Source organism: Vibrio sp. 2-Bac 85 (assembly GCF_037546705.1).
Classification (GTDB): domain Bacteria; phylum Pseudomonadota; class Gammaproteobacteria; order Enterobacterales; family Psychromonadaceae; genus Psychromonas.
In genome coordinates this window covers 26,173-51,072 of the sequence record NZ_JALAAB010000008.1, presented here as the reverse complement: position 1 = coordinate 51,072, position 24,900 = coordinate 26,173, and the positions used below count along the sequence as shown (strand labels likewise).

General features: G+C 37.5%; 24 protein-coding genes, 4 tRNA genes, 1 pseudogene and 1 riboswitch. Of the genes and pseudogenes, 1 reads left to right on the top strand and 28 read right to left on the bottom strand.

The window, feature by feature from the left end; translation table 11 throughout:
• Positions 1-77 precede the first annotated feature (77 nt).
• From MT390_RS10290 to MT390_RS10165, 26 genes and pseudogenes are all read right to left on the bottom strand, one after another.
• Positions 78-716 carry an urea amidolyase associated protein UAAP2 gene (locus tag MT390_RS10290; RefSeq protein WP_299665375.1) on the bottom strand — a complete coding sequence of 213 codons (639 nt, stop codon included), beginning with the start codon at positions 714-716 and terminating at the stop codon, positions 78-80.
• Positions 713-1,483, bottom strand: a complete 771-nt coding sequence (locus MT390_RS10285; RefSeq protein WP_299665378.1) for an urea amidolyase associated protein UAAP1 — start codon at positions 1,481-1,483, stop codon at positions 713-715. The genes MT390_RS10290 and MT390_RS10285 overlap by 4 nt, the downstream gene beginning before the upstream one ends.
• 8 nt (positions 1,484-1,491) lie before the next feature.
• Positions 1,492-2,280 (bottom strand): ATP-binding cassette domain-containing protein, encoded by a 789-nt coding sequence (locus MT390_RS10280; RefSeq protein WP_499440981.1) that lies wholly within the window; start codon positions 2,278-2,280, stop codon positions 1,492-1,494.
• Positions 2,280-3,101, bottom strand: a complete 822-nt coding sequence (locus MT390_RS10275) for an ABC transporter permease (protein WP_299665384.1) — start codon at positions 3,099-3,101, stop codon at positions 2,280-2,282. The genes MT390_RS10280 and MT390_RS10275 overlap by 1 nt, the downstream gene beginning before the upstream one ends.
• Before the next feature lie 168 nt (positions 3,102-3,269).
• Positions 3,270-4,373, bottom strand: coding sequence for a putative urea ABC transporter substrate-binding protein (locus MT390_RS10270; RefSeq protein WP_499440980.1), 1,104 nt, complete (start codon positions 4,371-4,373; stop codon positions 3,270-3,272).
• A gap of 49 nt (positions 4,374-4,422) precedes the next feature.
• A riboswitch (guanidine-I (ykkC/yxkD leader) is annotated at positions 4,423-4,520 on the bottom strand.
• Positions 4,521-4,866: 346 nt separating this feature from the next.
• Positions 4,867-5,367, bottom strand: coding sequence for a YehS family protein (locus MT390_RS10265; protein WP_166371559.1), 501 nt, complete (start codon positions 5,365-5,367; stop codon positions 4,867-4,869).
• Positions 5,368-5,426: 59 nt separating this feature from the next.
• Positions 5,427-6,485 carry a quinolinate synthase NadA gene (gene nadA, locus MT390_RS10260; protein WP_166371557.1) on the bottom strand — a complete coding sequence of 353 codons (1,059 nt, stop codon included), beginning with the start codon at positions 6,483-6,485 and terminating at the stop codon, positions 5,427-5,429.
• A gap of 102 nt (positions 6,486-6,587) precedes the next feature.
• Positions 6,588-6,663: transfer RNA gene (locus MT390_RS10255), tRNA-Lys, on the bottom strand.
• A 193-nt stretch (positions 6,664-6,856) separates the two neighbouring features.
• Positions 6,857-6,932 (bottom strand) — tRNA-Lys (locus MT390_RS10250).
• 336 nt (positions 6,933-7,268) lie between these two features.
• Positions 7,269-7,344 (bottom strand) — tRNA-Lys (locus MT390_RS10245).
• A 158-nt stretch (positions 7,345-7,502) separates the two neighbouring features.
• Positions 7,503-7,578 (bottom strand) — tRNA-Lys (locus MT390_RS10240).
• Positions 7,579-7,879: 301 nt separating this feature from the next.
• Positions 7,880-8,587 carry a tol-pal system protein YbgF gene (gene ybgF / locus MT390_RS10235; protein WP_240923607.1) on the bottom strand — a complete coding sequence of 236 codons (708 nt, stop codon included), beginning with the start codon at positions 8,585-8,587 and terminating at the stop codon, positions 7,880-7,882.
• Positions 8,588-8,627: 40 nt separating this feature from the next.
• Positions 8,628-9,167, bottom strand: coding sequence for a peptidoglycan-associated lipoprotein Pal (gene pal / locus MT390_RS10230; protein ID WP_166371553.1), 540 nt, complete (start codon positions 9,165-9,167; stop codon positions 8,628-8,630).
• Positions 9,168-9,195: 28 nt separating this feature from the next.
• Entirely contained in the window at positions 9,196-10,509 is a 1,314-nt protein-coding gene (tolB, locus tag MT390_RS10225; RefSeq protein ID WP_299668586.1) for a Tol-Pal system beta propeller repeat protein TolB, read from the bottom strand.
• A gap of 9 nt (positions 10,510-10,518) precedes the next feature.
• Positions 10,519-11,676 (bottom strand): cell envelope integrity protein TolA, encoded by a 1,158-nt coding sequence (gene tolA, locus MT390_RS10220; RefSeq protein WP_499440977.1) that lies wholly within the window; start codon positions 11,674-11,676, stop codon positions 10,519-10,521.
• Entirely contained in the window at positions 11,677-12,108 is a 432-nt protein-coding gene (gene tolR, locus MT390_RS10215) for a protein TolR (RefSeq protein ID WP_166371547.1), read from the bottom strand.
• 5 nt (positions 12,109-12,113) lie between these two features.
• Positions 12,114-12,797: a protein TolQ gene (gene tolQ / locus MT390_RS10210; protein WP_166371545.1), complete on the bottom strand. Its 684-nt coding sequence runs from the start codon at positions 12,795-12,797 to the stop codon at positions 12,114-12,116.
• Entirely contained in the window at positions 12,787-13,191 is a 405-nt protein-coding gene (gene ybgC / locus MT390_RS10205; protein ID WP_166371543.1) for a tol-pal system-associated acyl-CoA thioesterase, read from the bottom strand. The genes tolQ and ybgC overlap by 11 nt, the downstream gene beginning before the upstream one ends.
• A gap of 327 nt (positions 13,192-13,518) precedes the next feature.
• Positions 13,519-13,623, bottom strand: a pseudogene (gene cydX, locus MT390_RS10200) (cytochrome bd-I oxidase subunit CydX); the annotation flags it as partial.
• 14 nt (positions 13,624-13,637) lie between these two features.
• Positions 13,638-14,777 (bottom strand): cytochrome d ubiquinol oxidase subunit II, encoded by a 1,140-nt coding sequence (gene cydB / locus MT390_RS10195; protein ID WP_499440976.1) that lies wholly within the window; start codon positions 14,775-14,777, stop codon positions 13,638-13,640.
• A gap of 9 nt (positions 14,778-14,786) precedes the next feature.
• Complete coding sequence (locus MT390_RS10190; RefSeq protein WP_499440975.1) at positions 14,787-16,346, bottom strand: cytochrome ubiquinol oxidase subunit I; 1,560 nt, start codon at positions 16,344-16,346, stop codon at positions 14,787-14,789.
• 749 nt (positions 16,347-17,095) lie between these two features.
• Positions 17,096-18,103: a Holliday junction branch migration DNA helicase RuvB gene (gene ruvB, locus MT390_RS10185; RefSeq protein WP_166371535.1), complete on the bottom strand. Its 1,008-nt coding sequence runs from the start codon at positions 18,101-18,103 to the stop codon at positions 17,096-17,098.
• 100 nt (positions 18,104-18,203) lie between these two features.
• A complete protein-coding gene (gene ruvA / locus MT390_RS10180) occupies positions 18,204-18,827 on the bottom strand; it encodes a Holliday junction branch migration protein RuvA (protein WP_166371533.1) in 624 nt (207 codons plus the stop codon).
• A gap of 87 nt (positions 18,828-18,914) precedes the next feature.
• Positions 18,915-19,802, bottom strand: coding sequence for an EamA family transporter RarD (gene rarD, locus MT390_RS10175; RefSeq protein ID WP_166371531.1), 888 nt, complete (start codon positions 19,800-19,802; stop codon positions 18,915-18,917).
• 81 nt (positions 19,803-19,883) lie between these two features.
• Positions 19,884-20,405, bottom strand: a complete 522-nt coding sequence (gene ruvC / locus MT390_RS10170; RefSeq protein ID WP_166371529.1) for a crossover junction endodeoxyribonuclease RuvC — start codon at positions 20,403-20,405, stop codon at positions 19,884-19,886.
• A 327-nt stretch (positions 20,406-20,732) separates the two neighbouring features.
• On the bottom strand, positions 20,733-21,674 hold the full coding sequence (locus MT390_RS10165; protein WP_166371527.1) for a LysR family transcriptional regulator: 942 nt from the start codon (positions 21,672-21,674) through the stop codon (positions 20,733-20,735).
• A gap of 105 nt (positions 21,675-21,779) precedes the next feature.
• On the opposite strand from MT390_RS10165, the gene MT390_RS10160 reads away from it, so the two are divergent.
• A complete protein-coding gene (locus tag MT390_RS10160) occupies positions 21,780-22,415 on the top strand; it encodes a carbonic anhydrase (RefSeq protein ID WP_499440974.1) in 636 nt (211 codons plus the stop codon).
• Positions 22,416-22,500: 85 nt separating this feature from the next.
• Here MT390_RS10160 and MT390_RS10155 read toward each other — a convergent pair whose 3' ends face one another.
• Both MT390_RS10155 and MT390_RS10150 read right to left on the bottom strand, forming a co-directional pair.
• Positions 22,501-22,788, bottom strand: a complete 288-nt coding sequence (locus tag MT390_RS10155) for a hypothetical protein (RefSeq protein ID WP_499440972.1) — start codon at positions 22,786-22,788, stop codon at positions 22,501-22,503.
• 458 nt (positions 22,789-23,246) lie between these two features.
• On the bottom strand, positions 23,247-23,456 hold the full coding sequence (locus tag MT390_RS10150; RefSeq protein ID WP_499440971.1) for a hypothetical protein: 210 nt from the start codon (positions 23,454-23,456) through the stop codon (positions 23,247-23,249).
• Between the last annotated feature and the right edge of the window lie 1,444 nt (positions 23,457-24,900).

The following is a 24,900-nucleotide window of genomic DNA, read 5'->3' as shown; positions in this document are numbered from 1 at the left end:
TCGTCCCGAAACAAACTGAGATTGACAAATTGGGCCGTCCCAATTTTCTCATTTAGTAATTTTGAATGACGTGTTATTTAATTCCAGACAATCATTTCAACAGGTGTGGGATTATAAGCATTACAAGGGTTATTCAATTGAGGACAGTTAGACAGTAAAACAATTACATCCATTGCTGCTTTCATTTCTACGTATTTACCTGCACCACTGATCCCATCAGCAAAACTTAAACCACCTTCACTATTAACTGGCACGTTCATAAAGAAATTAATATTGTGGGTAATATCGCGCTTACTTAACCCGTATTGTGGGTTTTCAGCTACCGCTAACAACCAACTATCGCGACAGGCATGCATACATTTTTTTTCAATCGCATATCGTACGGTATTACTTTCCGTAGCACAGGCACCACCTAAAGTATCATGTCGACCACAGGTATCTGCGGTGATTTCTAACATGGCATTGCCATCATTGGATAACAACTTAGTACCCGCAGTAAGGTAAACATTACCTTGTTCGCGAATCGTATCCATTGCGCTGTAACGTTCACTCGGATCCTTAGCGTTATAAAATAAAGTATCCGCGGCTTGGTTACCTTCGATATCTAAAATACGTAGTGTTTCACCTGCTTTTAAGACTTTCATGTAATAATCGCCAGCAGGTACGATGTCACGACGAATGGCTTGTTCAGCTTGTAAAGAACTTGGTGTGATCATGATTGTGCTCCCGATAAAGTAGGTGAAGTATGATGGTGAGAGTGAGTACACTGGTAACGACGATTATTTTCAAAACCTCGGCCATTTTCATCACATGAGGTCAGACATTCATCATTTTCACTGATTGGTGCGGATTTAGTTAAGCATAATTCAGTCGGCAAGTTCGGATATTCACTTGCAGGATTCATAGGATGAGGACAAGTTGTTAATACCACTAAGGTATCCATTTCAAAGCGTAATTGGACTTGGTCGCCTGCTTTGCTATGACTTTCAACAAAACTTAATGCACCTTCATCATCGGTTTTCACTTTACTGAAAATATTAATGTTAGCAGCCAAATCGCGTTTACCTAATCCGTATTTAGCCACTTCAACTAATAGACTGTCATAGCCATTTTGTAACCAGGCATTACGATCTGTTTGGTAATCACGAGCACCCCATTTGTCTTGTACTTTTTGCTTATTAGCAACGCCACCAACACTATCAATCCACTGCGTATCATCATGAATAATAGAGCAAAAAATACGCCCCATATCTGAATACAAGCAATGACCTTTAGTGAGCTTAAAAGTGTGCTGACATTTTAAAGTATCAGGCGCGTTATAACGTTCTAATAAGTTATTTGGGTTATAAAACAACATAGAAACATTACTGCCACCTTCCGGGTCAGTTAAGGTTAACGTATGCCCTGCAGGAACAACCATTGACCAATGACTTGCACCGGGAATAGTTTCTTCATAAATAATGCTTGTATTTAAATTTGTCATATTTTTTCCTAAACAGCTTCTGGCTGTGTTTCTATACTCATTAAATGCTGTAATGAACTTGGTATTTTTTGTTTAGAATCGAGTTGGATATCATAGACAATTTGCGCTCCAAAACGATCTGGCTCCTGAGGGTCGATACGTGGTTTATCTAATACCCAAACTCTCGACCCAAGACTAAAACCTTCAGATAGATCATGTGTGATCATGAAAATGGTTAAACCTCGTTTTTTCCATAATTCGCGAATTAGCTTATGCATGTCTTTTCGAATGCCAGGATCCAGCGCCCCAAAAGGTTCATCTAATAATAGTATTCGAGGTTCTTTAATTAGTGCTTGAGCAATAGCAAGACGTTGTTGCATCCCACCAGACAATTCATTTGGATAACGCAAAGCTGCATCACCTAAACCAACTGCAACTAACATTTCTAATGCATCTTCTTTTAGTTTTTGGCGTTTGCTACCGAAAACTTTTCCAAGTAATGGAGAAGCAGAAAATTCACCACCCAACATGACGTTTTCTAGTGCGTTTAAATGTGGAAAAGCAGAGTACTTTTGAAACACAATCCCACGACTTTCATTAGGCTCTTTAGGCATTGTTTTACCATCAAGTAAAATACTGCCTCGGCTTGGTGATTCAGTACCGAGTAGCATATTTAACAAGGATGTTTTACCACACCCAGAGGCACCAACAATACTTACAAACTCTCCTGCTTGTACTGTTAGATCTAACTTCTCTAGCACCACATGGGCTCCATATTCTTTCCACACTTGATTCATTTTAATAATTGCATTATCCATTATTCACTCCCTCGTTTACCGTGATACCAAGGGAATGCACGATTTGAAAATAGGCGTAATAATGCATCCATTATGAAAGCCAAAACTGCAATCCAAAAAACATAAGGCAAAATCACATCCATCGATAAGTAACGACGGATAAGGAATATTCTGTAACCTAACCCTTCTGTTGCAGCAATTGCTTCACCAGCAATTAAAAACAACCATGCACTACCTAACGTTAAACGTATTGCATTAAATAAAGCAGGTAATACTTGTGGTAGTACGACACGAACCATTATTTGCCAACTATTAGCACCTAAAGTTTGCGCTTTAAGCAGTTGCTCAGATGGTAATGATTGCGTTTGCATTTGTAGGTCACGAATGAGTATTGGACAAATGCCAATAATAATTAGCATCACTTTGGATAGCTCACCTAAACCAAATGATATAAACAGAATGGGTAAAATAGCCATTGGAGGAATCAATGAAATGGCTGTAATTAGAGGTGAAAACGTTGCTCGCATGATAGGTAACATGCCATTAACGACACCAATGACTAAACCAATTAGCGCACTAATACCAACACCTAATAATAAGCGCTGTAAACTAGCGGCAGTATCGACCCATAATAGGTATTCCCCCGTGCGTTTGCTTGGTTCAAAAGCCATACGCTGTATCGCATCATAGAAACTAGACCAAGCGGGTAACAACTTATCACTTGGGTTTTCTAATAAGCGCGCATCTGAGGCGAGTGTATAAACAATCACTAGCAACGCAAATGGCAGTAAGGTTAAAGCGAGTCGCATACTACGACTCGGCTTGCTATTCATTAAACGCATAGGCTAAAAATTTAATCCTTTAGTATAAGTTGGAGTTTTAACTTACCTATAATTGAGGAAAGAAAACATGACTCAATGATCCGGCAAACATGCAAGAATGATCATGTAGCGTTTTTCTATATTATTAATCGTTCACGGCTAGTGTTCATAAGACACACAATCTAAAACTTATAGTTTACCGTCAACAGCCATTTGCATATAAGTTGGGTCAAAGCGTAATTTAATATTACTTTTATCACCGTAAACACCCGTTGGCGTTTCTACACCAATAAATTTAGCGTCGGCAGCACCTTCACCTAATAAACCATGTTTAAATGAGAATTCAGCAACTTTCCCCATTGTTGTTGTTAACGCTGAGCTGTTATTAAAATCAACTGCGTCTTTTGCTTCAAAAAACATTTTTGTAGATGCAAGTTGAGCATCATAGCCAGCTAAGTCAGTACCTGAAGCTTCAGCCATTTCAGTACGCGCTGCTAACGCCGCTTTATCAGTTCCTTTCATCGTGGACATGATCTCATACCAAGCCCCCGTTAATGCTTTACCTAGTTTAGGGTTTTCAGAAAGGGTTTTGCTGTTTACAACTAACAGATCAATGATTTCACCAGGAATCATTGATGAGTCAAATACTTTAGTATTATTTGGCATCGCAGTGATTTCACTTAAAAGAGGGTTCCATGTTGTAACCGCAGTTACATCATCGGTAGTAAAGGCAGCTACTAAGTCCGCATCAGAAGTATTCACAACGCGAATATCTCGCTCTGTTAATGAAACAGTTTCTAATGCACGAGCAAGTAAATAATGAGAAACACTGAGTTCGACTAGGTTAACGTTTTTCCCTTCGACATCAGTTAATTTAGCTGCACCTTTTAGTACAACAGCATCATTACCATTTGAGAAGTCGCCAATGATTACCGCCGTAGAGTCAACACCACTTGCAGCAGGAATAGTCAGAGCATCCATATTTGTCATTACAGTTGCATCAAATTGACCAGCAGTATATTGATTGATTGATTCGACATAATCATTGATTTGTACAATTTCGATGTCTATCTCGTACTTATCAGCCCATTTTTTAACAATGCCAGAGGTTGCACCGTAATCCCAAGGCATCCAACCAACATAAATAGTCCAAGCTAAACGAAATTTAGGTTTTGACTCTGCAGATGCAGTAGAAGGGGCGAAAATTAACACTGCGCATAAGGCGCTAATAGAAAGTAGTTTTGAGGTTGAATTACATAGGTACTTAGTAAATAGCTTTGTTGTAAATTCCATTTTTTTCTCCTTAGTTACACATTAAAAGCATGAGAGACATTGAATTGTCATCTCCCGGGCTTTTATCCCTCCGTGTAACCTTAGAAAAGGTCGACAACTCTCGGTCCAGTCACTAAAAATATAGTCGGAACCCTAGATGTCTATTATTAAATTTTCATATTGACAATTGACTTACCAATATCTCTCATACGAGTTAATTAACTTTAGCAACAACTGTGCCACCCTTAAAAACTATTAATTATCAATAACTAAGAATATAGAGTTTGATTTTCAAATATATTTACGCACCGAAAGAGCACAATCAAGGCACCAAAATAGAGCTGAAATAAACATATTTTAACTCATAATTTTTCTATCTCAGATCAACTAATTGAAAAGCCCACTTAAAAGTTCGCTAAAAGATTAATGCCAGACTCTGACATATTAATAAATAATAGGCATAAAAAAACCGAGCTAGCTTGCTCGGTTTTTATCATACTTAAGACAGTCTATTTTATTCGACTTCTACTGCATCGGTACTTGGTTTAGTACCACGGAATTGCACGGTGATCCCGTCAATGAAACGACGTAATAATTGGTCGCCACAAGGTTTGAAGTTACGATGATCCGCTTTTCTGAATAAAGCAGATAATTCACCTTTAGAAACAGGGAAATTTGCAAGCTTCAGTGCATTTAGCATATCTTCATCTTTAAAGTTTAAAGCAATACGCAGCTTACGAAGAATATCATTATTAGATAATACAGCTTTAGCCGGTAATATTGCTGGAACAGCACCTTCTTTGCGACCACGTTTTTCGTAAATTAAGCCATCAAGAAAAAGTGACAATACGCTGTCACGACAAAAAACAAAACCTTCTGCATCTTCTTTTGCCATAATGCTGTGTAAAAAATCAACATTCATTTCGTTATCAACAGAAGCAAAAATTGCGAGCATTTTAGTATCGTTTAATTGCAGTGCAAAACGAACTCGACGTAAAACATCATTAGTAATCATATATTCTCAATAAGTTGTGTAAATAAATACTGTTATCAACAGTATTTAAAGTAAAACGCTTATGCGTTACCTTTAACTTTTAACTGTTGTTCAGCAGCAAAGTTTAACATTCTATCTAACGACACTAATGCGCCTTTGGCAACATCAGCATCAACATCAATCTCATGCCCATTAGCATCAGTTAACGCATTATAAATCGCTTTAAGGCCATTCATAGCCATCCAAGGACAATGTGCACAGCTGCGACATGTAGCACCATTTCCAGCAGTAGGTGCAGCCATCATTTCTTTGTCTGGGCAAGCTTGTTGCATCTTATAAAAAATGCCTGTATCGGTTGCGACGATCAATTTTTTATTAGGCAACGTTTGTGCCGCTTTAATCAATTGGCTTGTAGATCCAACCGCATCAGCTAACTTCACCACGCTTTCAGGCGACTCAGGATGCACTAAAACAGCCGCATCAGGATGCACAGCTTTCATATCACGCAAAGCACTTGCTTTAAATTCATCGTGCACAATACAGTCACCTTGCCACATGATCATATCAGCTTTAGTTTTGCGTTCGATGTAACTACCTAAATGGCGATCAGGCCCCCAAATAATCTTTTTACCTTCGCTATCAAGGTGCTCAACAATTTCGAGCGCGATACTTGAAGTAACTACCCAATCGGCACGTGCTTTTACCGCTGCTGATGTATTGGCATAAACAACGACTTCACGATCTGGGTGTTGGTCACAAAACGCAGAGAACTCTTCTACAGGACAACCGACATCCAGTGAACAAGTTGCTTCTAGTTCAGGCATTAGTACCGTTTTATGTGGAGTTAAAATCTTCGCAGTTTCCCCCATAAAGCGTACACCAGCAATAATAAGCGTTTTAGCTTGATGGTCACGGCCAAAACGCGCCATCTCTAAGGAGTCCGCTACATAGCCACCTGTTTCTTCAGCCAAAGCTTGTATTTCAGGGTCGGTATAATAATGAGCGACAAGTACTGCATCTTTTTCAACAAGTAATTGTTTGATTTTAGCTTTATAATCGATTTTTTCCTGTGAAGATAATTCAACAGGTTTACCTGGAAACGGGTAATCCGATCCAACAAGCGGGGAAAATTGGCTCATTCTTAACTCTTAGAAATGGAAAAATAGATGCAAATTATAACAATTTGAAACAATAATTGTAATGAAAAATTTAAGGGAATATAAAAGGATAAATCAGGGGAGTGGTGGGCCGTGAAGGATTTGAACCTTCGACAAATGGATTAAAAGTCCACTGCTCTACCAACTGAGCTAACGGCCCATATCATTAAGATATAGTATGGTTTTAATTTCTAATTCACTTTTAAATTAAAAGTGTATCAATAGCTCTACCAACTGAACTAACGGCCCATATCATTAAGATATAGTATGGTTTTAATTTCTAATTCACTTTTAAATTAAAAGTGTCTCAATAGCTCTACCAACTGAGCTAACTATAAAATCACTTTAAAAAGTGGTGGGCCGTGAAGGATTTGAACCTTCGACAAATGGATTAAAAGTCCACTGCTCTACCAACTGAGCTAACGGCCCATATATAGACTATATGATATGGTTTTAATTTCTAATTCACTTTTAAATTAAAAGTGTATCAATAGCTCTACCAACTGAGCTAACGGCCCATATATAAACTATATGGTATGGTTTTAATTTCTAATTCACTTTTAAATTAAAAGTGTATCAATAGCTCTACCAACTGAGCTAACGGCCCATATAGTTTTATATTAAAAGTGTTTCAATAGCTCTAACAACTGAGCTAACACCCATATAGTTTCATATGGCTTGGTTTTATTTTTGATATTCACTTTTAAATTAGAAGTGATTCAATAGCTCTACCAACTGAGCTTACTATAAAACCACTTTAAAAAGTGGTGGGCCGTGAAGGATTTGAACCTTCGACAAATGGATTAAAAGTCCACTGCTCTACCAACTGAGCTAACGGCCCATATAGTTTTATATTAAAAGTGTTTCAATAGCTCTAACAACTGAGCTAACACCCATATAGTTTCATATGGCTTGGTTTTATTTTTGATATTCACTTTTAAATTAAAAGTGATTCAATAGCTCTACCAACTGAGCTGACTATAAAACCACTTTAAAAAGTGGTGGGCCGTGAAGGATTTGAACCTTCGACAAATGGATTAAAAGTCCACTGCTCTACCAACTGAGCTAACGGCCCATATAGTTTTATATGGCTTGGTTTTATTTTTGAAATTCACTTTTAAATTAAAAGTGTTTCAGTAGCTCTACCAACTGAGCTGACAACCATATAGTTTGATATGGTGATGATTTTCAACTCTTCATGTGAGTTTTTTGTTAATAGTTACAACATGAGCTAAGTCACATGTCCCTCTCAACTGCGGCGTATAATATAGAATTTTTTTAATAGCGCAACAAAAAATTACTACTTTTATTTCATCTGCTGAGAAATTAAACAAAATGCAATTAATGTACTATTAATTCAAATTATATTGTTAATTTTATAATGCTTTTAAACGTTTAGCAGATAACCCTGCTGCCGAAGAACTTGGGTATTCAGTAATGGTTTTTTGATAAAAAGATCTTGCTGAATCTTTATTACCTAAGTATTCATCAATAATACCAATTTTAAACATTGCATCAGCACGTTTATTCGAGTCTGGGTACTTATCTGTTACAACTAAAAATGCAACACGTGCCTCATCTCGTTTTTTCTCTTTATATAAGAGTTGTCCTAACCAATATTGTGCATTAGGTACATAGCTTGATTTAGGGTGGTCAATCACAAAGGCTTCAAAAGCAGTGATCGCCTGCTCGTATTGTTTATCGTTGAGAACCAAATCTACTGCAGATTGATAAGCAGCCCTATCAGTTCCGTCACCAGTATCTTGATTAACAGGGGTTAATGCCCTAGATGAGTTAGTTGAACCTTTTTGACCTTCATCTATCATCTGATAAAGATTACGCTGTCTCTCTTCTATTTGCTCTAATTGATTAGCAAATACTTCCAATGAGCCTTTCATTTGGCTTACTTCTTGGCCGAGTTGATTAAGTTGAGTTTGAAAGCGAATTTGCATTTTATTGCGAGCGGTCATTACTCGAGTCAATTCGTCGATGCGATTCAGTAATTCTGCGTTAGTTGCAGTATTCACTGTTGCATCTGAAATAGGCGCAGCGGCATATAGTGGGTGAGAGATAAAAGCGGCCATTAGCATGGCCGCCTTAATAGTACTTTTATTCATAGGCGGATTAGTAAACTAATTCAGCACGACGGTTTTCAGTACGAGCCATCTCGTTATGTCCAAGATTAACTGGTTTTTCTTCACCGTAGCTTACTACTGTAATTTGGCTAGCTGCAACACCCATGTTTTCTAGGTATGTTGACACTGCTAAAGCACGACGTTCACCAAGAGCGATATTGTACTCAGGTGTTCCTAGTTCATCTGCATGACCTTCAATCGTAATTGTTTTGTCAGTGTTATTTACTAAGTATTTTGCATGTGCGTCTAAGATCACAGCGTAATCAGGCATGATTAAAGATTTATCAAACTCAAAGTGAATAGTTGTTTTTAAGATAGCATCAGTATAAAGCTGAGCTAGTTGCTCTTCAGCAGTTAATTCGATTGCTTCAATAGTATTTGTTTGCACATCATCAACAACTTGTTCAACAGCTTGAGTTGCGTTTTTTTCTGCAGACTCTGCATCTACATCAGAATTTGAAGAACAAGCACCTAGCGCTAACATTGGTAAGGCTATTAACAAGCTTTTTGAAATTATTGAACGATTCATTTTATTTCCTTAGTACGTTTAAATTAAATTATTGTAAAAATGGTGACCATGCCGGAGACTTCACATCACCGTTGTTCGATGGAATATTCGCTTTAAATCGCCCATCCATCGAAACTAATGCTAAACCTTGTTTACCTTGGTAAACAGTGCTGTAAATTATCATACTGCCATTTGGGGCAATACTTGGAGATTCGTCTAACTTTGTTTTGGTTAACGTTCTTAATTCTCCTGAATCAAGGTCTTGCACGGCAATCATATAATTCCCATTGTGACGACTAACCAGTACTAGATTATCACCATCAGGGGTTATTGTTCCACCTAAATTTATCTCCCCTTCCCAGGTAATTCGTTTTGTTTTACCAGTTGTGAGCGATACTTGATAAATTTGTGCTCTTCCGCCACGTTCTGATGAGAAGATAATAGATTTCCCATCTGGAGCCCAGCTCGGTTCGGTATCTATGACACGGTTTTTAGTCAATCGTTGCAAAGATTTTGTTAAAATATTAAAAGTATAAATCTCAGGCTGACCATCTTTTGATAGGACCAATGCTAACTGCGTTCCATCAGGAGACCACGTTGGTGATCCATTGATTTTAGGGAACGAAGTCATTAACTCACGCTTCTGTGTATACAAGTCTTGGATATAAATTTGTGAACGGCGTTTTTCGAAACTAACGTACGCTAATTTTCGTCCATCGGGCGACCAAGAAGGTGACATAATAGGTTGTTTTGAACGCAACACTAACTTTTCCCCTTCCCCATCATAATCTGAGATACGTAATTGGTAGGGATGCGAGCTTTTTCGATCCACGGCAACATAAGCAATGCGTGTTAAAAACGCCCCTCTTTCTCCTGTTAATTTTTCATACACAATATCACTGATACGATGCGCATATTGACGTAGTTGATTTGTAGCGACGGTATTACGTCGTTTATCCATAATTGGATTATAATCAGCCATATTAACATTTCCCGTTAACACATCTAATAACTCAAAGGTCACAATATAATTACCCGGCTTAGTATCAGGTTTAACTTCCCCCATCACTATCGCTTCTATGCCGAGCTTTGTCCAAGCAGCATAATCGACTTCAGCACTGGTAGAGGGTGTTTTAGGCATGTTGTTGATAGATAATGGATTGAACTTACCACTACGCTGTAAATCGGCAGCAATAATTTCAGAAAAATTCTGCGGTTTTTTACCTTGTCCCAACCATTTAAATGGCACAACGGCAATCGGACGCGCGCTGTTGACACCTTCTGTGATCAAAATTTCTAATCGAGCTGATGCACTGCTACAAGCAGTGACCAGTACTAATGCCATAATAAATCGAATAAACATCTGCATTCCTTATAATTCAGGCTCTAATGTAATATCAAAATCCCGAAATTGAGAGATAATTTCAGGGTCTTTAGGAATAGGAAGTGTCTTTGCTTGTATGGTGGCACGACGCGCAGAATCACATAACCTTTTATCTCCACGGCTCATTCTTGCACTAAGCACTAAACCATCTGGAGCCAATTTTATTGCTAACGTACAACTACTCCCTTTCATACTCGGGTCAACTTTCCAATTGCGACTAATTTTGGCACGTATCAGCGCTTCATATTTAGCAATTTCAGATAGCTGTTTCGCGCTTCTGGCACTAGAGAAATCATCAGAAAACTCTGCCGCCATTTGCCTATCAAGTTCAGCTTGTCTCAAACGCTCTTTTTCCGCCGCAGCTTTACGCTTTGCTTCTTTCTCTGCTTTAATTTTAGCTGCTTTTTCCTTTGCAGCTTTTTCTTTGGCAGCCTTCTCTTTTGCTTCTTTTGCGGCCTTTTCCTTAGCGGCTTTATCTTTCGCTTCTTTTTCAGCTTTTTCCTTCGCAGCTTTTTCTTTAGCTTCTCTTGCAGCCTTTTCTTCTGCCGCTTTTTCTTTCGCTAAGTTTTCTGCTTTTACTCTTTCCGCTTCTTTTTTAGCTGCTGCTTTTTTTTCAGCGTCTTGTTTTATCCTTAGCGCTTTAGCATTTTCTTCGGCTTTTTGTTTCTCTTTTAAAGCGCGAGCGGCATCATCGGCCTTTTTCTTTTCCTGTAATACCTTAGCCTCTGCTTCTGCTTTTTGTTTTTCCTGTAATGCTTGAGCAGCCGCTACTTTTTCTACTTCTAGTCGTTTTACTTCCTGTTGTTGCTTTAAAACTTCCTGCTCTTTACGTTGTACCGCTTTTTTTTCTGCTTTAATTTGGTCTTCTTTTTGCTTTTTAAGTCGCTCAGCCTCAGCCTGCTCTCGTTCTTTCTGTTGTCGTGCATCATCTATTTTTTGCTGCTTAGCTTGCTTATTTTTTTGCGCACTTTTAGCGAGATCATCAAGCATTTGTTGATTTATCATGGTCGCTTCAATAATAGATACCGCTTCTTTAGGCTTATCCTTAGGCAAAGAGAAGTCGACATTCATGAGCAACAGCCCACCAACAATAAGATGTAAAGAAAGCGCGGTAATGAATGCGATTAAATTTGTGCTTGTTTTCATTTATTGATCAGGCTCTGTCATTAAACCAAGTGATGGAACGCCCGCTTGCTGCAGCAACACCATTAAATCAATTACGGTTTTGTAATTCACATCACCGTCACCTTTAACAATAAATTGAGAGTTAGGGTCAAGTTCCAATTGTCGCTCAACAAGTGCAGACATCTCTTCTGCTGCCAATGGGGTATCGACACTATCGCCAACACTTAAGTAATATTGACCTTGTTTATCAATAGAGGCGATCAGCGGTGGTGTTGTATCCTCAGGCAACGATTCCGCTACTGCCTGTGGTAAGTCAACTTTAACGCCTTGTGTCACGAGAGGAGCCGTTACCATAAAGATAATCAGTAGTACCAACATTACATCAATGTAAGGCACAACATTTATCTCTGCAATGACACGTTTGCGTCTAGGAGTACGATAAGAATGTTGCATATAACTTACTCACCCTCAGTCATTGCTTGACGATGTAATATTGAAGTAAACTCTTCCATTAAATTAATGTAAGACGTTTCTAACTGCCCAACTTGGGTTGAAAATTTGTTATAAGCCATTACAGCTGGAATAGCTGCAAATAAACCCATCGCTGTTGCAATCAAAGCTTCAGCAATACCGGGAGCAACCATTGACAATGTGGCTTGTTGAACTTCACCAAGTGCGATGAATGAATTCATAATCCCCCATACTGTACCAAACAAACCAATATAAGGACTGATTGAGCCAATAGTAGCAAGCACTGGCAACCCGGCTTCTAACTCATCCATTTCACGCGATAGAGTAACGCGCATTGAGCGATGAGCACCATCAATCACACCTTCAACTTTACGTCCAGGCATACGATGTAAACGGGAAAACTCTTTAAATCCCATATAAAATATTTTTTCGCCACCATTAACACGCTCATTACGTGCTGCCGTTTCTTTGTATAAACGACTTAAATCATGACCAGACCAAAAACGATCTTCAAAGTGACTAAGTGCACTCTTGGCTGCTTTAAGCATTCTCGAACGCGAAAAGATCAACGTCCATGAATAAATAGACATGCCTAAGAGCAATAACATAACCGACTTTACAAGCAAACTTGCTTGTAAGAATAACCCTAAAAATGACATATCAGCGTGCACGAGTAATTACCTCAATTATTTCTGTTGGAATAGCGTTTGGTTTCATTTTTTGTAAATTTACGCAAGCGATTAGAGTATCAGCTTGGCAAAGAAGTTCCCTACTATCATTGAAAATTTTCTGTGTGAACATCAAACTCGCTTTGCGGTAAGACGTCACTTCTGTTTCGACATTAATCAACTGGTTAAAACGTGCTGCTTTTATGCAATCCATTTCCACCTTTTTCACCACAAATGCAATATTCTGCTGTAATAGCGTATCTTGTTGAATATCATATTCACGTAAAAACTCTGTGCGGCCTCTTTCAAAAAATTTCAAGTAGTTGGCATAATAAACAATGCCACCCGCATCGGTATCTTCGTAATATATACGAATTGGTAAAGTTGAAATTAACACTCGGCTCCCTATTCACTAATAATAAAAAACATGAACGCGACAAACGCTACTACAACTACCACTTTTTGTCGATAAAGTGGTAGTAATTGCTGTTTTTTAGTCACAAAAAACGAGCATATCTTCTTTTTGTTTATTTGTTTACTATTCTTTTGAGTTAAAAATAAAAGAATAATCTTAGCCAATAAAAAGCCCTTGAAAATAATCATCTTCAAGGGCTTTAAAACACTAAAATGAATAACGTGCTCCTTGTTAAAAGAGCCGTTTTAGCTAGTCGGTCACCGACTTCATTTCACTATTAGACTTTACTTTATCTTGCTGTTCATTGTTTTTATTTTCTAGCTCATTAGTTTCTACTTGCTCTAACCACAAGCCATTGATAATACCTAATGCACACGCTAATAAAACACCTAAAATCCATGCAAAATACCACATAAAAAAACTCCTAATTAATACGCTGAATGTTTGTATTTTTTCATATGGGCAATACCGATACGTCCAAACATTTTCAAATAAGCAAACCCTGTATATAACAGAATTAATGGTATAAAGATGGACGCCGCGATCGTCATTATGTTTAATGTGAACTCACTTGAAACAGCATCCCACACGGTTAAACTTGCACTTGGATCTAAGCTTGATGGCATAATGAATGGGAACATGCTAAACGCACATGTCAATAACACGCCAACAAGGGCAATACTGCTACTGATGAAAGCCGTTCCGCTATAATCTTTTTTACTCGCAAACCAAGAAAATAACGGAAATAACAAACCGATAGCAGGTGCAATCATCATCAGAGGATACTTATCATAGTTAGCTAACCATGCCCCAGGTTCAGATATTACCGTTTTTAGTAAAGGATTAGCTGCGCCATTATTATCAATAACTGAAGTCAATACATATCCATCGATGCCTTTTGCCAACCACACGCCTAATACGGCAAATAAGGTAACAACAAGAGGAGCAACAATTAGACTCACCATTCTTGCGCGTTCTCTCACTTCCGCTTCAGTTTTCATTTGCAGCCAAGTAGCCCCCTGCAATACAAACATCAGCAACGTGAATATACCCACTAATAAACCAAATGGATTTAATAAACCGAAGAAGCCTCCATGATAAGTAGATCGTAAAAATTCATCGAATGTGAAAGGCACACCTTGTAATAAATTACCAAAAGCAACACCAAACATAATAGGAGGAACTGCACTACCAATGAAGATGCCCCAGTCAAAGGTACTACGCCAGCGAGTATCAGCAATCTTACTACGATAATCAAAACCTACAGGTCTAAAAAATAGTGTAAACAAGGTCAACATCATGGCTACATAAAAACCAGAAAATGCGGTAGCGTAAACTGCTGGCCATGCGGCAAAAATTGCCCCTGCCGCTAATACTAACCAAACCTGATTACCTTCCCAATGAGGTGCAATGCTGTTGATCATAATACGGCGATCTTGGTCGGTTTTACCGATCACTGGGAGCAATGCTCCTACGCCCATATCAAAACCATCGGTAATAACAAAGCCGATCAACAAGACGCTGATCAATACCCACCAAATGACTTTTAACGTTTCGTAATCAAACATAATTTATCCTTATCCTTGCTTGTTTTCGAGTTGTTCAAAATGATAACGTCCAGTTTTCAAACTGCTTGGACCTAAACGAGCAAAACGAAGCATCAAAAATACTTCAACAACTAACAGCACTGTATAAAACGACGCAATAGAGATAATGCTGAACCAAAGTTGCTCAGTTGAGACTGTTGATGTTCCCATATAAGTGGGCAATATTTCAGCAATCGCCCATGGTTGACGGCCATATTCAGCAATAAACCAACCTGCTTCAATTGCGATCCAAGGTAACGGTAAACTGTATAGGCAGATACGATGGAATAATTTATTTTCGCCCACTTTATTTCTTGCTGATTGGTAAAATGCAAACAAGAAAATAAACAGCATAGCAACACCAGCTCCGACCATCACACGGAATGACCAAAAGATTGGTGCAACACCTGGAATACTATCATCCACGGCCATTTTGATTTGCTCTTCGGTTGCGTCAACAACATTGGGAGCGAACCTTTTTAATAATAAGCCGTAACCTAGATCTTCTTTAACTTGATCAAAGGCTGCAATATTTTCAGGTGTATCCTCCCCCGCCTTTATTTTTTCTAATAGAGAATAAGCCACCATACCCGTTCGAATACGCGTATCATGTTCTGCCATTAGATCTTTTAAGCCAGTAACCTCTTCATCAATAGAGCGCGTGGCAATAATACCTAAGGCATAAGGAATTTGCACAGCGTAATCTGTGCGTTGCTCTTCCTGGTTAGGAAAACCTATCACATTGAAAGCCGCAGGTGCTGGATGAGTTTCCCATTCAGACTCTATTGCAGCCAGTTTAACTTTTTGCACATCGCCCACTTCATAACCACTTTCATCACCTAAGATGATAGTACTAAGGATACCTGCTGTACCAAATGCCGCTGCAATCGCAAAAGAGCGCTTAGCAAAGGCAATATCACGACCTTTTAGCAAATAGTATGAGCTAATCGCTAATACAAACATAGCACCAGCAACGTAGCCAGCCGCTACTGTATGGACAAATTTAACTTGCGCAACAGGATTAAAAACGAGTTCAGCAAAGCTATACATTTCCATGCGCATGGTTTCATAGTTAAACTCAGCACCGACTGGGTTCTGCATCCAAGCGTTGGCAATTAATATCCATAACGCAGACATACTTGAGCCAAAAGCAACAAAGAATGTAGCCGTTAAATGTTGTAATTTAGACAGCCTATCCCAGCCAAAAAAGAATAAACCAACAAAAGTCGACTCTAAAAAGAACGCCATCATGCCTTCCATGGCAAGTGGAGCACCAAATACGTCCCCCACATAATGCGAATAATAAGCCCAGTTAGTACCAAACTGGAATTCCATTGTAAGGCCAGTAGCAACCCCTAGTGCGAAGTTAATACCAAATAACTTGCCCCAAAACTTGGTCATATCTTTATAAATCTCTTTACTGGTCATCACATAAAGCGATTCCATAATCAGTAAGATCCAAGATAACCCAAGGGTTAAAGGCACAAATAAAAAGTGATACATCGCGGTCATGGCAAATTGAAATCGCGATAAATCAACAATATCGTCCATTGTATTCTCCTAAGCTTATAAGTAATTAGTGTGTAAATTAGTTATGTTTAAATGTTTAAATGTTTAAATGTTTAAATGTTTAAATGTGTAAGGTGTAAAAGTTATATGTTTGAAATTTATATAAAATATTGATAAATAGTTAGCGTATTAATCACTATTAGGTGATAGCTGTATTGAAAAATAGTCGCGTTCGAAAACGAGTGAAGTTGAGATGAGAATAGTATTTTTTAACTGTCTAAGCTGATCATTGTGCTCTTTAATAAAAAAATTAAAGGATGAGAAAATAAAATCGAAAACAGATGCACATTGGATAAGAAAAATTGCGCTCTTTTTAGTCACTTTTACAGTGTAGAATTGGTTAATCAAAGAAATAAATAGATATCTATTTTCAGGCAAAATATTTTTAAGCATTTTCCATTCCTTTTGAAATTAACCATCAAAAAACGAGATTCACACTTGCTTGTTAACTTAATGTAACAGCAGCAAGGAAACAAGCACATTCATTAACCAAGCTTTAACATAAAACAAACAATTATTTAACATCAATGACTTACGGGCCTATTGGACGTTATTTATACTGTTTATATTGATCTTGATCAAGTGAAAAGTATGATCTTGAATAAATAAATTAGAACTGTGAAATAGAAGAGAGTAAATTAAGATAGTCTGCATATTGAAAAGGATATCATCAATTTCAATATGCAGTAAAAGTAGAAATTAGAAATTAGAAATTCAGCTAAAATGTGGATCTATATTGACGGTTTATCAAAACCAAAATGTAGATAAGTACGATTAGTCGCAATTCGCCCTCGAGGAGTACGCTGCAAAAAACCTTGTTGAATCAAATAAGGCTCTAAAACATCCTCAATAGTTTCTTTTTCTTCACCAATCGCTGCAGCTAAGTTATCTAAGCCTACTGGGCCGCCTTGAAAAGTATCTAAGATAGCCATTAATAACTTACGATCCATATAGTCGAAGCCTTCATTATCTACTTCTAACATATCCAACGCTTGTTTAGCCGTTTCATCATTGATCACCGCGGCCTTTTTAACTTGTGCAAAATCACGAACTCGTCGTAATAAACGATTAGCAATACGTGGTGTACCACGTGAACGGCGCGCGACTTCAACCGCGCCTAATTCATCCATCACTAGTTGCAAATGCGAGGCACTACGCATCACAATTTTAGTTAATGATTTTAAGTCATAGTATTCTAATCGCTGCACAATCCCGAAACGGTCACGCAAAGGCGAAGTCAATGAACCGGCACGTGTTGTTGCACCAATCAGTGTAAATGGTGGTAAATCTAACTTAATAGAGCGCGCTGCCGGCCCCTCACCAATCATAATATCCAATTGGTAATCTTCCATTGCTGGATAAAGGATCTCTTCAACTACTGGACTTAAACGATGTATTTCATCAATAAACAAAACATCGTTCTCTTCAAGATTGGTTAATAACGCCGCTAAATCACCGGCTTTTTCTAAGATAGGCCCTGACGTTGTTTTAATATTGACTTCAAGTTCATTCGCAACAATATGCGATAAAGTGGTTTTACCTAAGCCTGGAGGCCCAAAAATAAGTAAATGATCCAAGGCTTCGTTCCGCTGACGAGCAGCCTCAATGAAGATCTCCATTTGCGCGTTCACTTGCGGCTGGCCTTCGTAATCAGCTAATAATTTAGGACGTATAGCCCTATCGATTAAATTATCATCGATCTTTTGCGTACCGGAAATAAGGCGATCTTCTTCAATCATGAATGACTCTATTGATGGTTAAGGTATAAGTTAAGGAATAAGTTACGATATAGGTAAAACATTAAATAAATGAAAACAGAATAAATGGATAATAAAGCATTTACATCATATTTTTTAATGAACTGCGGATCAAAGCCTCACAATCCATACCTTCTTGGTAAACTTGTTGAATGGTTTTCTCTGCCACAGCAGGCTTATAACCTAATGCTATCAATGCGCTAATCGCTTCATCTTTAGCGTTACCACTAACAAAAGTGCTTTCAAAGTCATTAGTCAGCGATAACCTATCGGATTCAGGTGTTAACAGATCAGAACCACCCCAGTTTTTCAGACGATCTTTCATTTCAACCACTAATCGCTCAGCCGTTTTCTTACCTACACCGGGTAATTTAACTAACGTACTAACTGCATCATTGTTAATACACTGCACAAACTGATTCGCCGACATGCCAGATAAAATAGCAAGGGCGAGCTTCGGCCCCACTCCATTTACTTTGATTAATTCACGGAACATTGCTCTTTCATGCTTATCGGCAAAACCATACAATAATTGTGCATCTTCCCTTACCACAAAATGCGTATAAACGACTGCTTCTTCACCCACAGCAGGTAAAGGATAAAAGGAACTCATCGGCAGTTGTATTTCATAACCAACACCGGAAACATCTAATAATATCTCAGGAGGTTGCTTTTCTAATAAAATACCGCGTAACAATCCAATCATGCTGTTCCCTGCCTTACTATTTAATAAATGATGACAAGCATAAAAAACAACTGAGTAAATATCCAGTGTTTTTTATGCTTGTTTGTTTTATTTAAACCATTTAATTAATTTACTTTCTAAAACAAACACTAATATTCCAAACCAAATACAAGCAAAGGTAAACATCTTGATAAAAGAGATAGGTTCATCGTAAACCAATACGGCGAACACAAATAATATGGAAGGTGCTAAATATTGAAAAAAGCCCAGTGTTGAAAGTGGTAAACGTAGAGCAGCTTGGCCAAAAAAGATTAATGGCAGTGCCGTCACAACACCAGCAAACATAAGCCACAGGTTAAGTGACCATGGATTAAGAAGTAGATTAGACGTTTCGCTATCTGTCATCACCACTAAATAGAAAGCCGCGATCGGTAATACCACCAGCGTCTCAATGAATAAACCTGTAATCGCTTTTACCTTTACTTTTTTACGCAATAATCCGTAGAAAGCAAAGCTGATCGGTAGTACTAATGAAACCCACGGTAATTCGCCCACTTGCCAGGCCTGTGCACTCACCCCAATAAAAGCTAATAACACCGCAAACCATTTGATACGAGACAAACGCTCACTTAAAAATACCAACCCTAAGATCACATTAATAATGGGGTTAATAAAATATCCTAAGCTCGCTTCTAACATTTTCCCGTGGTTAATCGCCCAAATAAAAACCAGCCAATTACAGCTTATTAATAATGACGTCATGGTTAATACCAACAAGCTTTTATAGTTACGCGCAACCAGTAAAACATTAGGCCAATGTTTTAAATAAGTAATAAATAAAGCAGTCACTACAACTGACCAAATAACACGATGAGCAAGAATTTCGTAAACCGGAATAAACCCTAAGTACTTAAAATAAACGGGTGCAAATCCCCACATTAAATAAGCGCCTAGAGCGTATAGAATACCAACCTGCAATTCAGTTAGTTTGTTCATATGTTCTCGATAATAAGCAGTTAAGCCTGAAAAACAGGAAGTAAGATGTTAGATAAAAAGTTAAAAATAGAGTACTAACAATTAACGGAAACGGCCTCTTACCGTTTTTTTCACTTGCCCAGCCATTGCCACTAAAGATTGTGCAGTATGAGCATGGCAAATCGCCACTGCTAACCCATCAGCCGCATCAGCTTGAGGACGCCCCGATAAGTTTAATATTTGCATGACCATGGATTGCACTTGCTCTTTTGAAGCTGCTCCACTGCCCACAACTGCTTGTTTAATTTGCCTTGCTGAATATTCACACACATACAAATCAGACTGTGTTGCTGCAACCATTGCCGCCCCTCTTGCTTGACCCAGTTTTAATGCAGAATCTGGGTTCTTCGCCATAAACACTTGTTCAATAGCAAATTCAGAAGGGTTATATTGTTGGATGATTTCAGCAATACCATTAAAAATCATGTTTAATTTAGGTGCGAGCGTATCACCTTTAGTGCGAATACAACCGCTGGCTAAATAAATACATTGACTGCCTTTTTGCTGGATAACACCATATCCAGTGATCCTAGACCCAGGATCTATGCCCAAAATAATACTCAACGCTATGCCGCCTTTTATGATCTCTTATTATGATTGTTTATCGATTAAACTTGAACTGTAGTAGCCGCTCTCAAAAGTTATCTCACAGCAATAAATTTTCTTAGCCATCATTTATACCAATTCGGCAAAATAGCTGTTCACATACATAATGGAGCTAGTATGGCTATTTGACCTTTTTCATTCACGCAGGAAATAAAAACAGCAAACATAGTGACTGAACCGACGTGAAATATCCACTTAAAAAAAGCAGATGCAAAATAAGCACTGCCACAAATAAAAATACTTTAAAAAATAACACCTTAAAGACTTAAGGGATAACTAGTTAGTTTACGTTTTTTTAAAGAAATGCTGCTCTAAAAAACGATTACGTAATGCCGGTACATTTTTTTCTGCGGATAATACAAAATCAATAAATGCCTTAGCAATCGGGGATAAATGTTTACTCTCATGGTGAACTAAATACCAACTTCTCACTAACGGGAAACCTTCCACCTTTAATTCGACTAAGATGCCAGTACTTAGCTCCAATGTAACGCTATGTTTAGAAACGACGGAAATACCTAAGTCAGCCATTACAGCTTGTTTTATCGTTTCACTATTACCTAGCGTCATATTCACTTTCAGTGGCACATTCTTATCTTTTAAAAATTGTTCAAACGCTTTGCGTGTGCCCGACCCTTTTTCTCGATGTATAAAAGCATGCTCAGATAACTCTGCTAATGGAATATGTTCTCGTTTTGCTAACGCATGCTGAGGACTGGCAATTAAAATAATCGGATTATCTACAAAAGGATATTTAGTTAATGCCATCGTTTCCGGAATTAATCCCATGATCACTAAATCATCTTTGTTTTCATGTAAGCGTTGAATAATTTGCTCTCGATTAACAATATCAAGATGGAAGTTAACTTTGGGATGTAATTTATGAAAAGCCCCGAGTAAATGTGGCGTAAAATATTTAGCACTGGTCACCGCAGATAAACAAAAATCACCGGTTAACTCCCCCTTCAAAGCACTTAGGGTCATATCAATATTATCAAAACTGATAAACAACTCATCGCAAAATGTTTTTAACTCTTTACCAGCAGGAGTCAGGAATAACGTTTTACCTATCTTTTCAAAGAGGAATATATCCAAGTTATTTTCAAGTTGCTTCAATTGAATACTCACAGCGGGTTGCGATAAACCTAGCTTATCCGCCGCTTTGGTATAATTCATGGAAATAGCGACTTGACGAAACACTTTTAACTGATGAAGAGTAGCGCGCATATTTAATCATTAACCTTTGTTTATGGTAAAAATAAAATTTATTAATTTTTATTAATGAAGTTTATCCTCTATTATCAGCATTATGTCAATAATAAGGAAAATTCTATGTCTGCTGCTGATAAATTAATTGCAGGATACCAACGCTTTCGTGAAGGTTACTATCAAGAAAACCAAGCTCAGTTATTTAAATTAGCTGACGAAGGCCAATCCCCTAAAATAGCAATAGTAAGCTGTTCTGATTCTCGCGTTGACCCAACCATTATATTAGATTGCGAACCTGGCGATTTATTTGTTATTCGAAACGTGGCAAATTTGGTTCCACCCTGTGAAGATACTGATAATTTTCACGGTACCAGTGCTGCATTGGAATTTGCCGTCACAGGCCTTGAAGTTGAAAGTATTATTGTTTTAGGGCACACCCAATGTGGTGGTATTAAAGCATTGATGGATAGTGCAGGGAAAAAAGTCGATAAAAGTTTTATCTCAAAATGGATGCTACAACTTGAGCATGTTCGTGATGATATTATTGCGGACACAGAATTAAAAGACCAAGCAAGTCGCTATAGTTGTTGTGAACAAAAAGGCGTTCAGCAATCTTTAGATAATTTAATGACCTTCCCGTGGATTAAAAACCGTGTTGAATCAGGTGATTTAAAACTACATGGATGGCGCTACGATCTTTACAGTTCAGAACTGTGTGCATTAGACGAAAAAAGCGGAGAATTTGTTCGCATTAGCTAATGCTAATAAAATAAAGAGCTGTTAATACAGCTCTTTATAAAATAGATAACATTTTTAAAATACAACTCGAGTTGATAAAGTAAACTTAATCGTCGTAACCAAAGTCGGTATCAGAGTCATAATCGTCACTGCTGGTATTGATATATAACCCATCTTCTAACTCTTCAAAGCCACTCGGCATTTGTACTACAAACTCATCAGCATCGGCATCAAACGTAGCAACTACTTCAGGTAATTCATCGGTTTCAACATGAATGAAACGATATTGTTCTCCTGATTGATTCGCATCTTCCCAGATAAAATCATCGGCATCCAAAGTATACTCTTCTTCTGTATCTTCATTACGAAGTGCATAAAAACCCATTAACGACATAACTATCCCTTCTTAAATTAACAACTCTTTTAAATTAAACTAACAACACTAAATGGCAATTTTATGACACCAATAAATAACATAGTGCTTAACACTTAATAAACTATTCTGTGTGGTACATTTTGTCAAAACCCAATTAGGGTTAGATAATAGACCCATGATACTTTAAGGTACAAAGTCAGCAAGGAAAACTAGTGCCAAGGTGATAGGCATAAAGTTAATTTTTCGAGAGATAGTCACTTTACATGGAGACTTTATAACAACCCAAACTGGTGGTATTGCCCCTGATATTCAGATCCCGTGCAAGACAAATACCTTAAAGTGGCGTGGGTATAAATCTATTCAGTAATCTATCTACCCAGTAACCTATCTACTTACTGCCCTTGTTGTTCCTAATATTTCTAAAGCACCTAATGTTTCTAAAGCTCCTAATATTTCTAAAGCTTCTGTAATTTCAATTAATCAGTGACTTTCCCTCGCAACGCTTTGTTATTGCCCACTCGTTTTTTATCATCAACTCGACGTTTTTTTGCATTACGAGAAGGTTTTGTCGCCTTTCTTGATTTTTGTATCTTAACGGCGCTTAAAATAAGTTCTTTTAAGCGGGCTAAGGCCTCTTCTCTATTTTTTTCCTGAGTACGATGTACATAACGTTTCCCAGATTGCAAAATATTGTCATTTACATATATTTAACTATAAATCATAATGTTATGACTGATTTATCATTAGTAATTAGTTGACAATTGTTACATACATATCATCGGATAGCTTAATAAACACATCTTTGATGAGGATGAGACACTTAGAAGCTTAACAACACACCAAGCAAAACCATTTTTCGAAAAAAAACTCCCCCAAAAAATTTAAAAATAGCATAGCTATTAAAAGCCGGAAAATGAATAATTATGCAATGTAAAAATTAGTGAGCGTATCGGCAGCTTAACTAGTTATCATCCAAAAAAGATTCCTGATTCCCACGTTCCAGGGTAGTTCCAGCGTAATAGTCATTTTATCTGCAGAAGGCCTTGGCTCTACTGCAGCTTCCCTGCGGCAAAAGCCTGCTGATAAAAAAACTATTCCCCATAATATATCCGTATAGACTTGCTTATCGATAATAATTTTTTTGCAAATATAGCCGTTGCTGGATGAACACTATCTATAACCCCATGTTCTAATCTAATCATTCATATCGAAGAAAATCTTATACATATCAGTTTAACAAGCCATTGAGCACGAAGCTATTTAACCAAGTGCAGAGTTGCTTCATTATCACCTTCATCCCTTCGAAGAATTCTAAGGCAGCTTGCTGAGTGATGTGCAATCTATCATTTTCATTCATACCATAAATAGTCTCATAAACTTCATAAAAGTGTAGATATTACGAATTCCAGCATTTTTCAATGCTATCTACAACAAAAGGTTATATGCAACCAATGTGTTTGGCATTGCCCTGTGTGCCCTTATCTGACATTCAGCACCAGCTAAAAACTATTTTTTTGTACCGCTTTGGTTTAAAAAATACTCACTGAGTAATTTTCAGGCGATGACTGTTAAAGCCTGAGACTGTTTTTATCGAAAATTAATTCAGAATTTAAAATATCGACTTAAAGTGCGGAAAGGCGGCTTTACATTTCACCCTTACAAATTTTTTACTTATTTTTCACATAACACTTGCACAGCTTGAATCATGAAATTTACTGCGCTTTCAAAAAACATAGTATATTAGATAGGGTGTTCTTAATATCTTGAAAATTAATCAGTAAACATAAACTGCAGCACACTATATTTGTGCTAACTTTTATATATCGCTTTGCAAACAATGTTATTTATTTCATACCCTTATACTCAATAACAACTTATATAAAATAAATCTCCATTCATTAAAACCCTCTTCGGAAAATAAATAAGAATTAAATTGCTAACCGACATCTCTTTTTAATCAGTCTTTATTCACTATTTATAACGCTCTATGTTGAACGCGAAAGCTTAACAATCAAGTGTTTACACAACTCTCAATGTGATTGACAACTGACAATTGACCACGCTAATGTATGCTCATTCGAATCTATTATGAATGGTCAGAATCATTAACAAACATCGCTAAAATACATT

Coding starts and splice junctions, on each gene's coding strand:
- ybgF (WP_240923607.1), bottom strand. CDS start 8,587: ATGGCCGCTTTTATCTCTCACCCACTATATGCCGCTGCGCCTATTTCA.
- nadA (WP_166371557.1), bottom strand. CDS start 6,485: ATGAGCCAATTTTCCCCGCTTGTTGGATCGGATTACCCGTTTCCAGGT.
- tolB (WP_299668586.1), bottom strand. CDS start 10,509: ATGTTTATTCGATTTATTATGGCATTAGTACTGGTCACTGCTTGTAGC.
- MT390_RS10280 (WP_499440981.1), bottom strand. CDS start 2,280: ATGGATAATGCAATTATTAAAATGAATCAAGTGTGGAAAGAATATGGA.
- rarD (WP_166371531.1), bottom strand. CDS start 19,802: ATGAACAAACTAACTGAATTGCAGGTTGGTATTCTATACGCTCTAGGC.
- pal (WP_166371553.1), bottom strand. CDS start 9,167: ATGAATCGTTCAATAATTTCAAAAAGCTTGTTAATAGCCTTACCAATG.
- tolR (WP_166371547.1), bottom strand. CDS start 12,108: ATGCAACATTCTTATCGTACTCCTAGACGCAAACGTGTCATTGCAGAG.
- tolA (WP_499440977.1), bottom strand. CDS start 11,676: ATGAAAACAAGCACAAATTTAATCGCATTCATTACCGCGCTTTCTTTA.
- MT390_RS10190 (WP_499440975.1), bottom strand. CDS start 16,346: ATGGACGATATTGTTGATTTATCGCGATTTCAATTTGCCATGACCGCG.
- MT390_RS10275 (WP_299665384.1), bottom strand. CDS start 3,101: ATGCGTTTAATGAATAGCAAGCCGAGTCGTAGTATGCGACTCGCTTTA.
- MT390_RS10265 (WP_166371559.1), bottom strand. CDS start 5,367: ATGATTACTAATGATGTTTTACGTCGAGTTCGTTTTGCACTGCAATTA.
- cydB (WP_499440976.1), bottom strand. CDS start 14,777: ATGTTTGATTACGAAACGTTAAAAGTCATTTGGTGGGTATTGATCAGC.
- MT390_RS10290 (WP_299665375.1), bottom strand. CDS start 716: ATGATCACACCAAGTTCTTTACAAGCTGAACAAGCCATTCGTCGTGAC.
- ruvB (WP_166371535.1), bottom strand. CDS start 18,103: ATGATTGAAGAAGATCGCCTTATTTCCGGTACGCAAAAGATCGATGAT.
- MT390_RS10165 (WP_166371527.1), bottom strand. CDS start 21,674: ATGCGCGCTACTCTTCATCAGTTAAAAGTGTTTCGTCAAGTCGCTATT.
- MT390_RS10160 (WP_499440974.1), top strand. CDS start 21,780: ATGTCTGCTGCTGATAAATTAATTGCAGGATACCAACGCTTTCGTGAA.
- ruvA (WP_166371533.1), bottom strand. CDS start 18,827: ATGATTGGATTGTTACGCGGTATTTTATTAGAAAAGCAACCTCCTGAG.
- MT390_RS10155 (WP_499440972.1), bottom strand. CDS start 22,788: ATGTCGTTAATGGGTTTTTATGCACTTCGTAATGAAGATACAGAAGAA.
- MT390_RS10285 (WP_299665378.1), bottom strand. CDS start 1,483: ATGACAAATTTAAATACAAGCATTATTTATGAAGAAACTATTCCCGGT.
- MT390_RS10270 (WP_499440980.1), bottom strand. CDS start 4,373: ATGGAATTTACAACAAAGCTATTTACTAAGTACCTATGTAATTCAACC.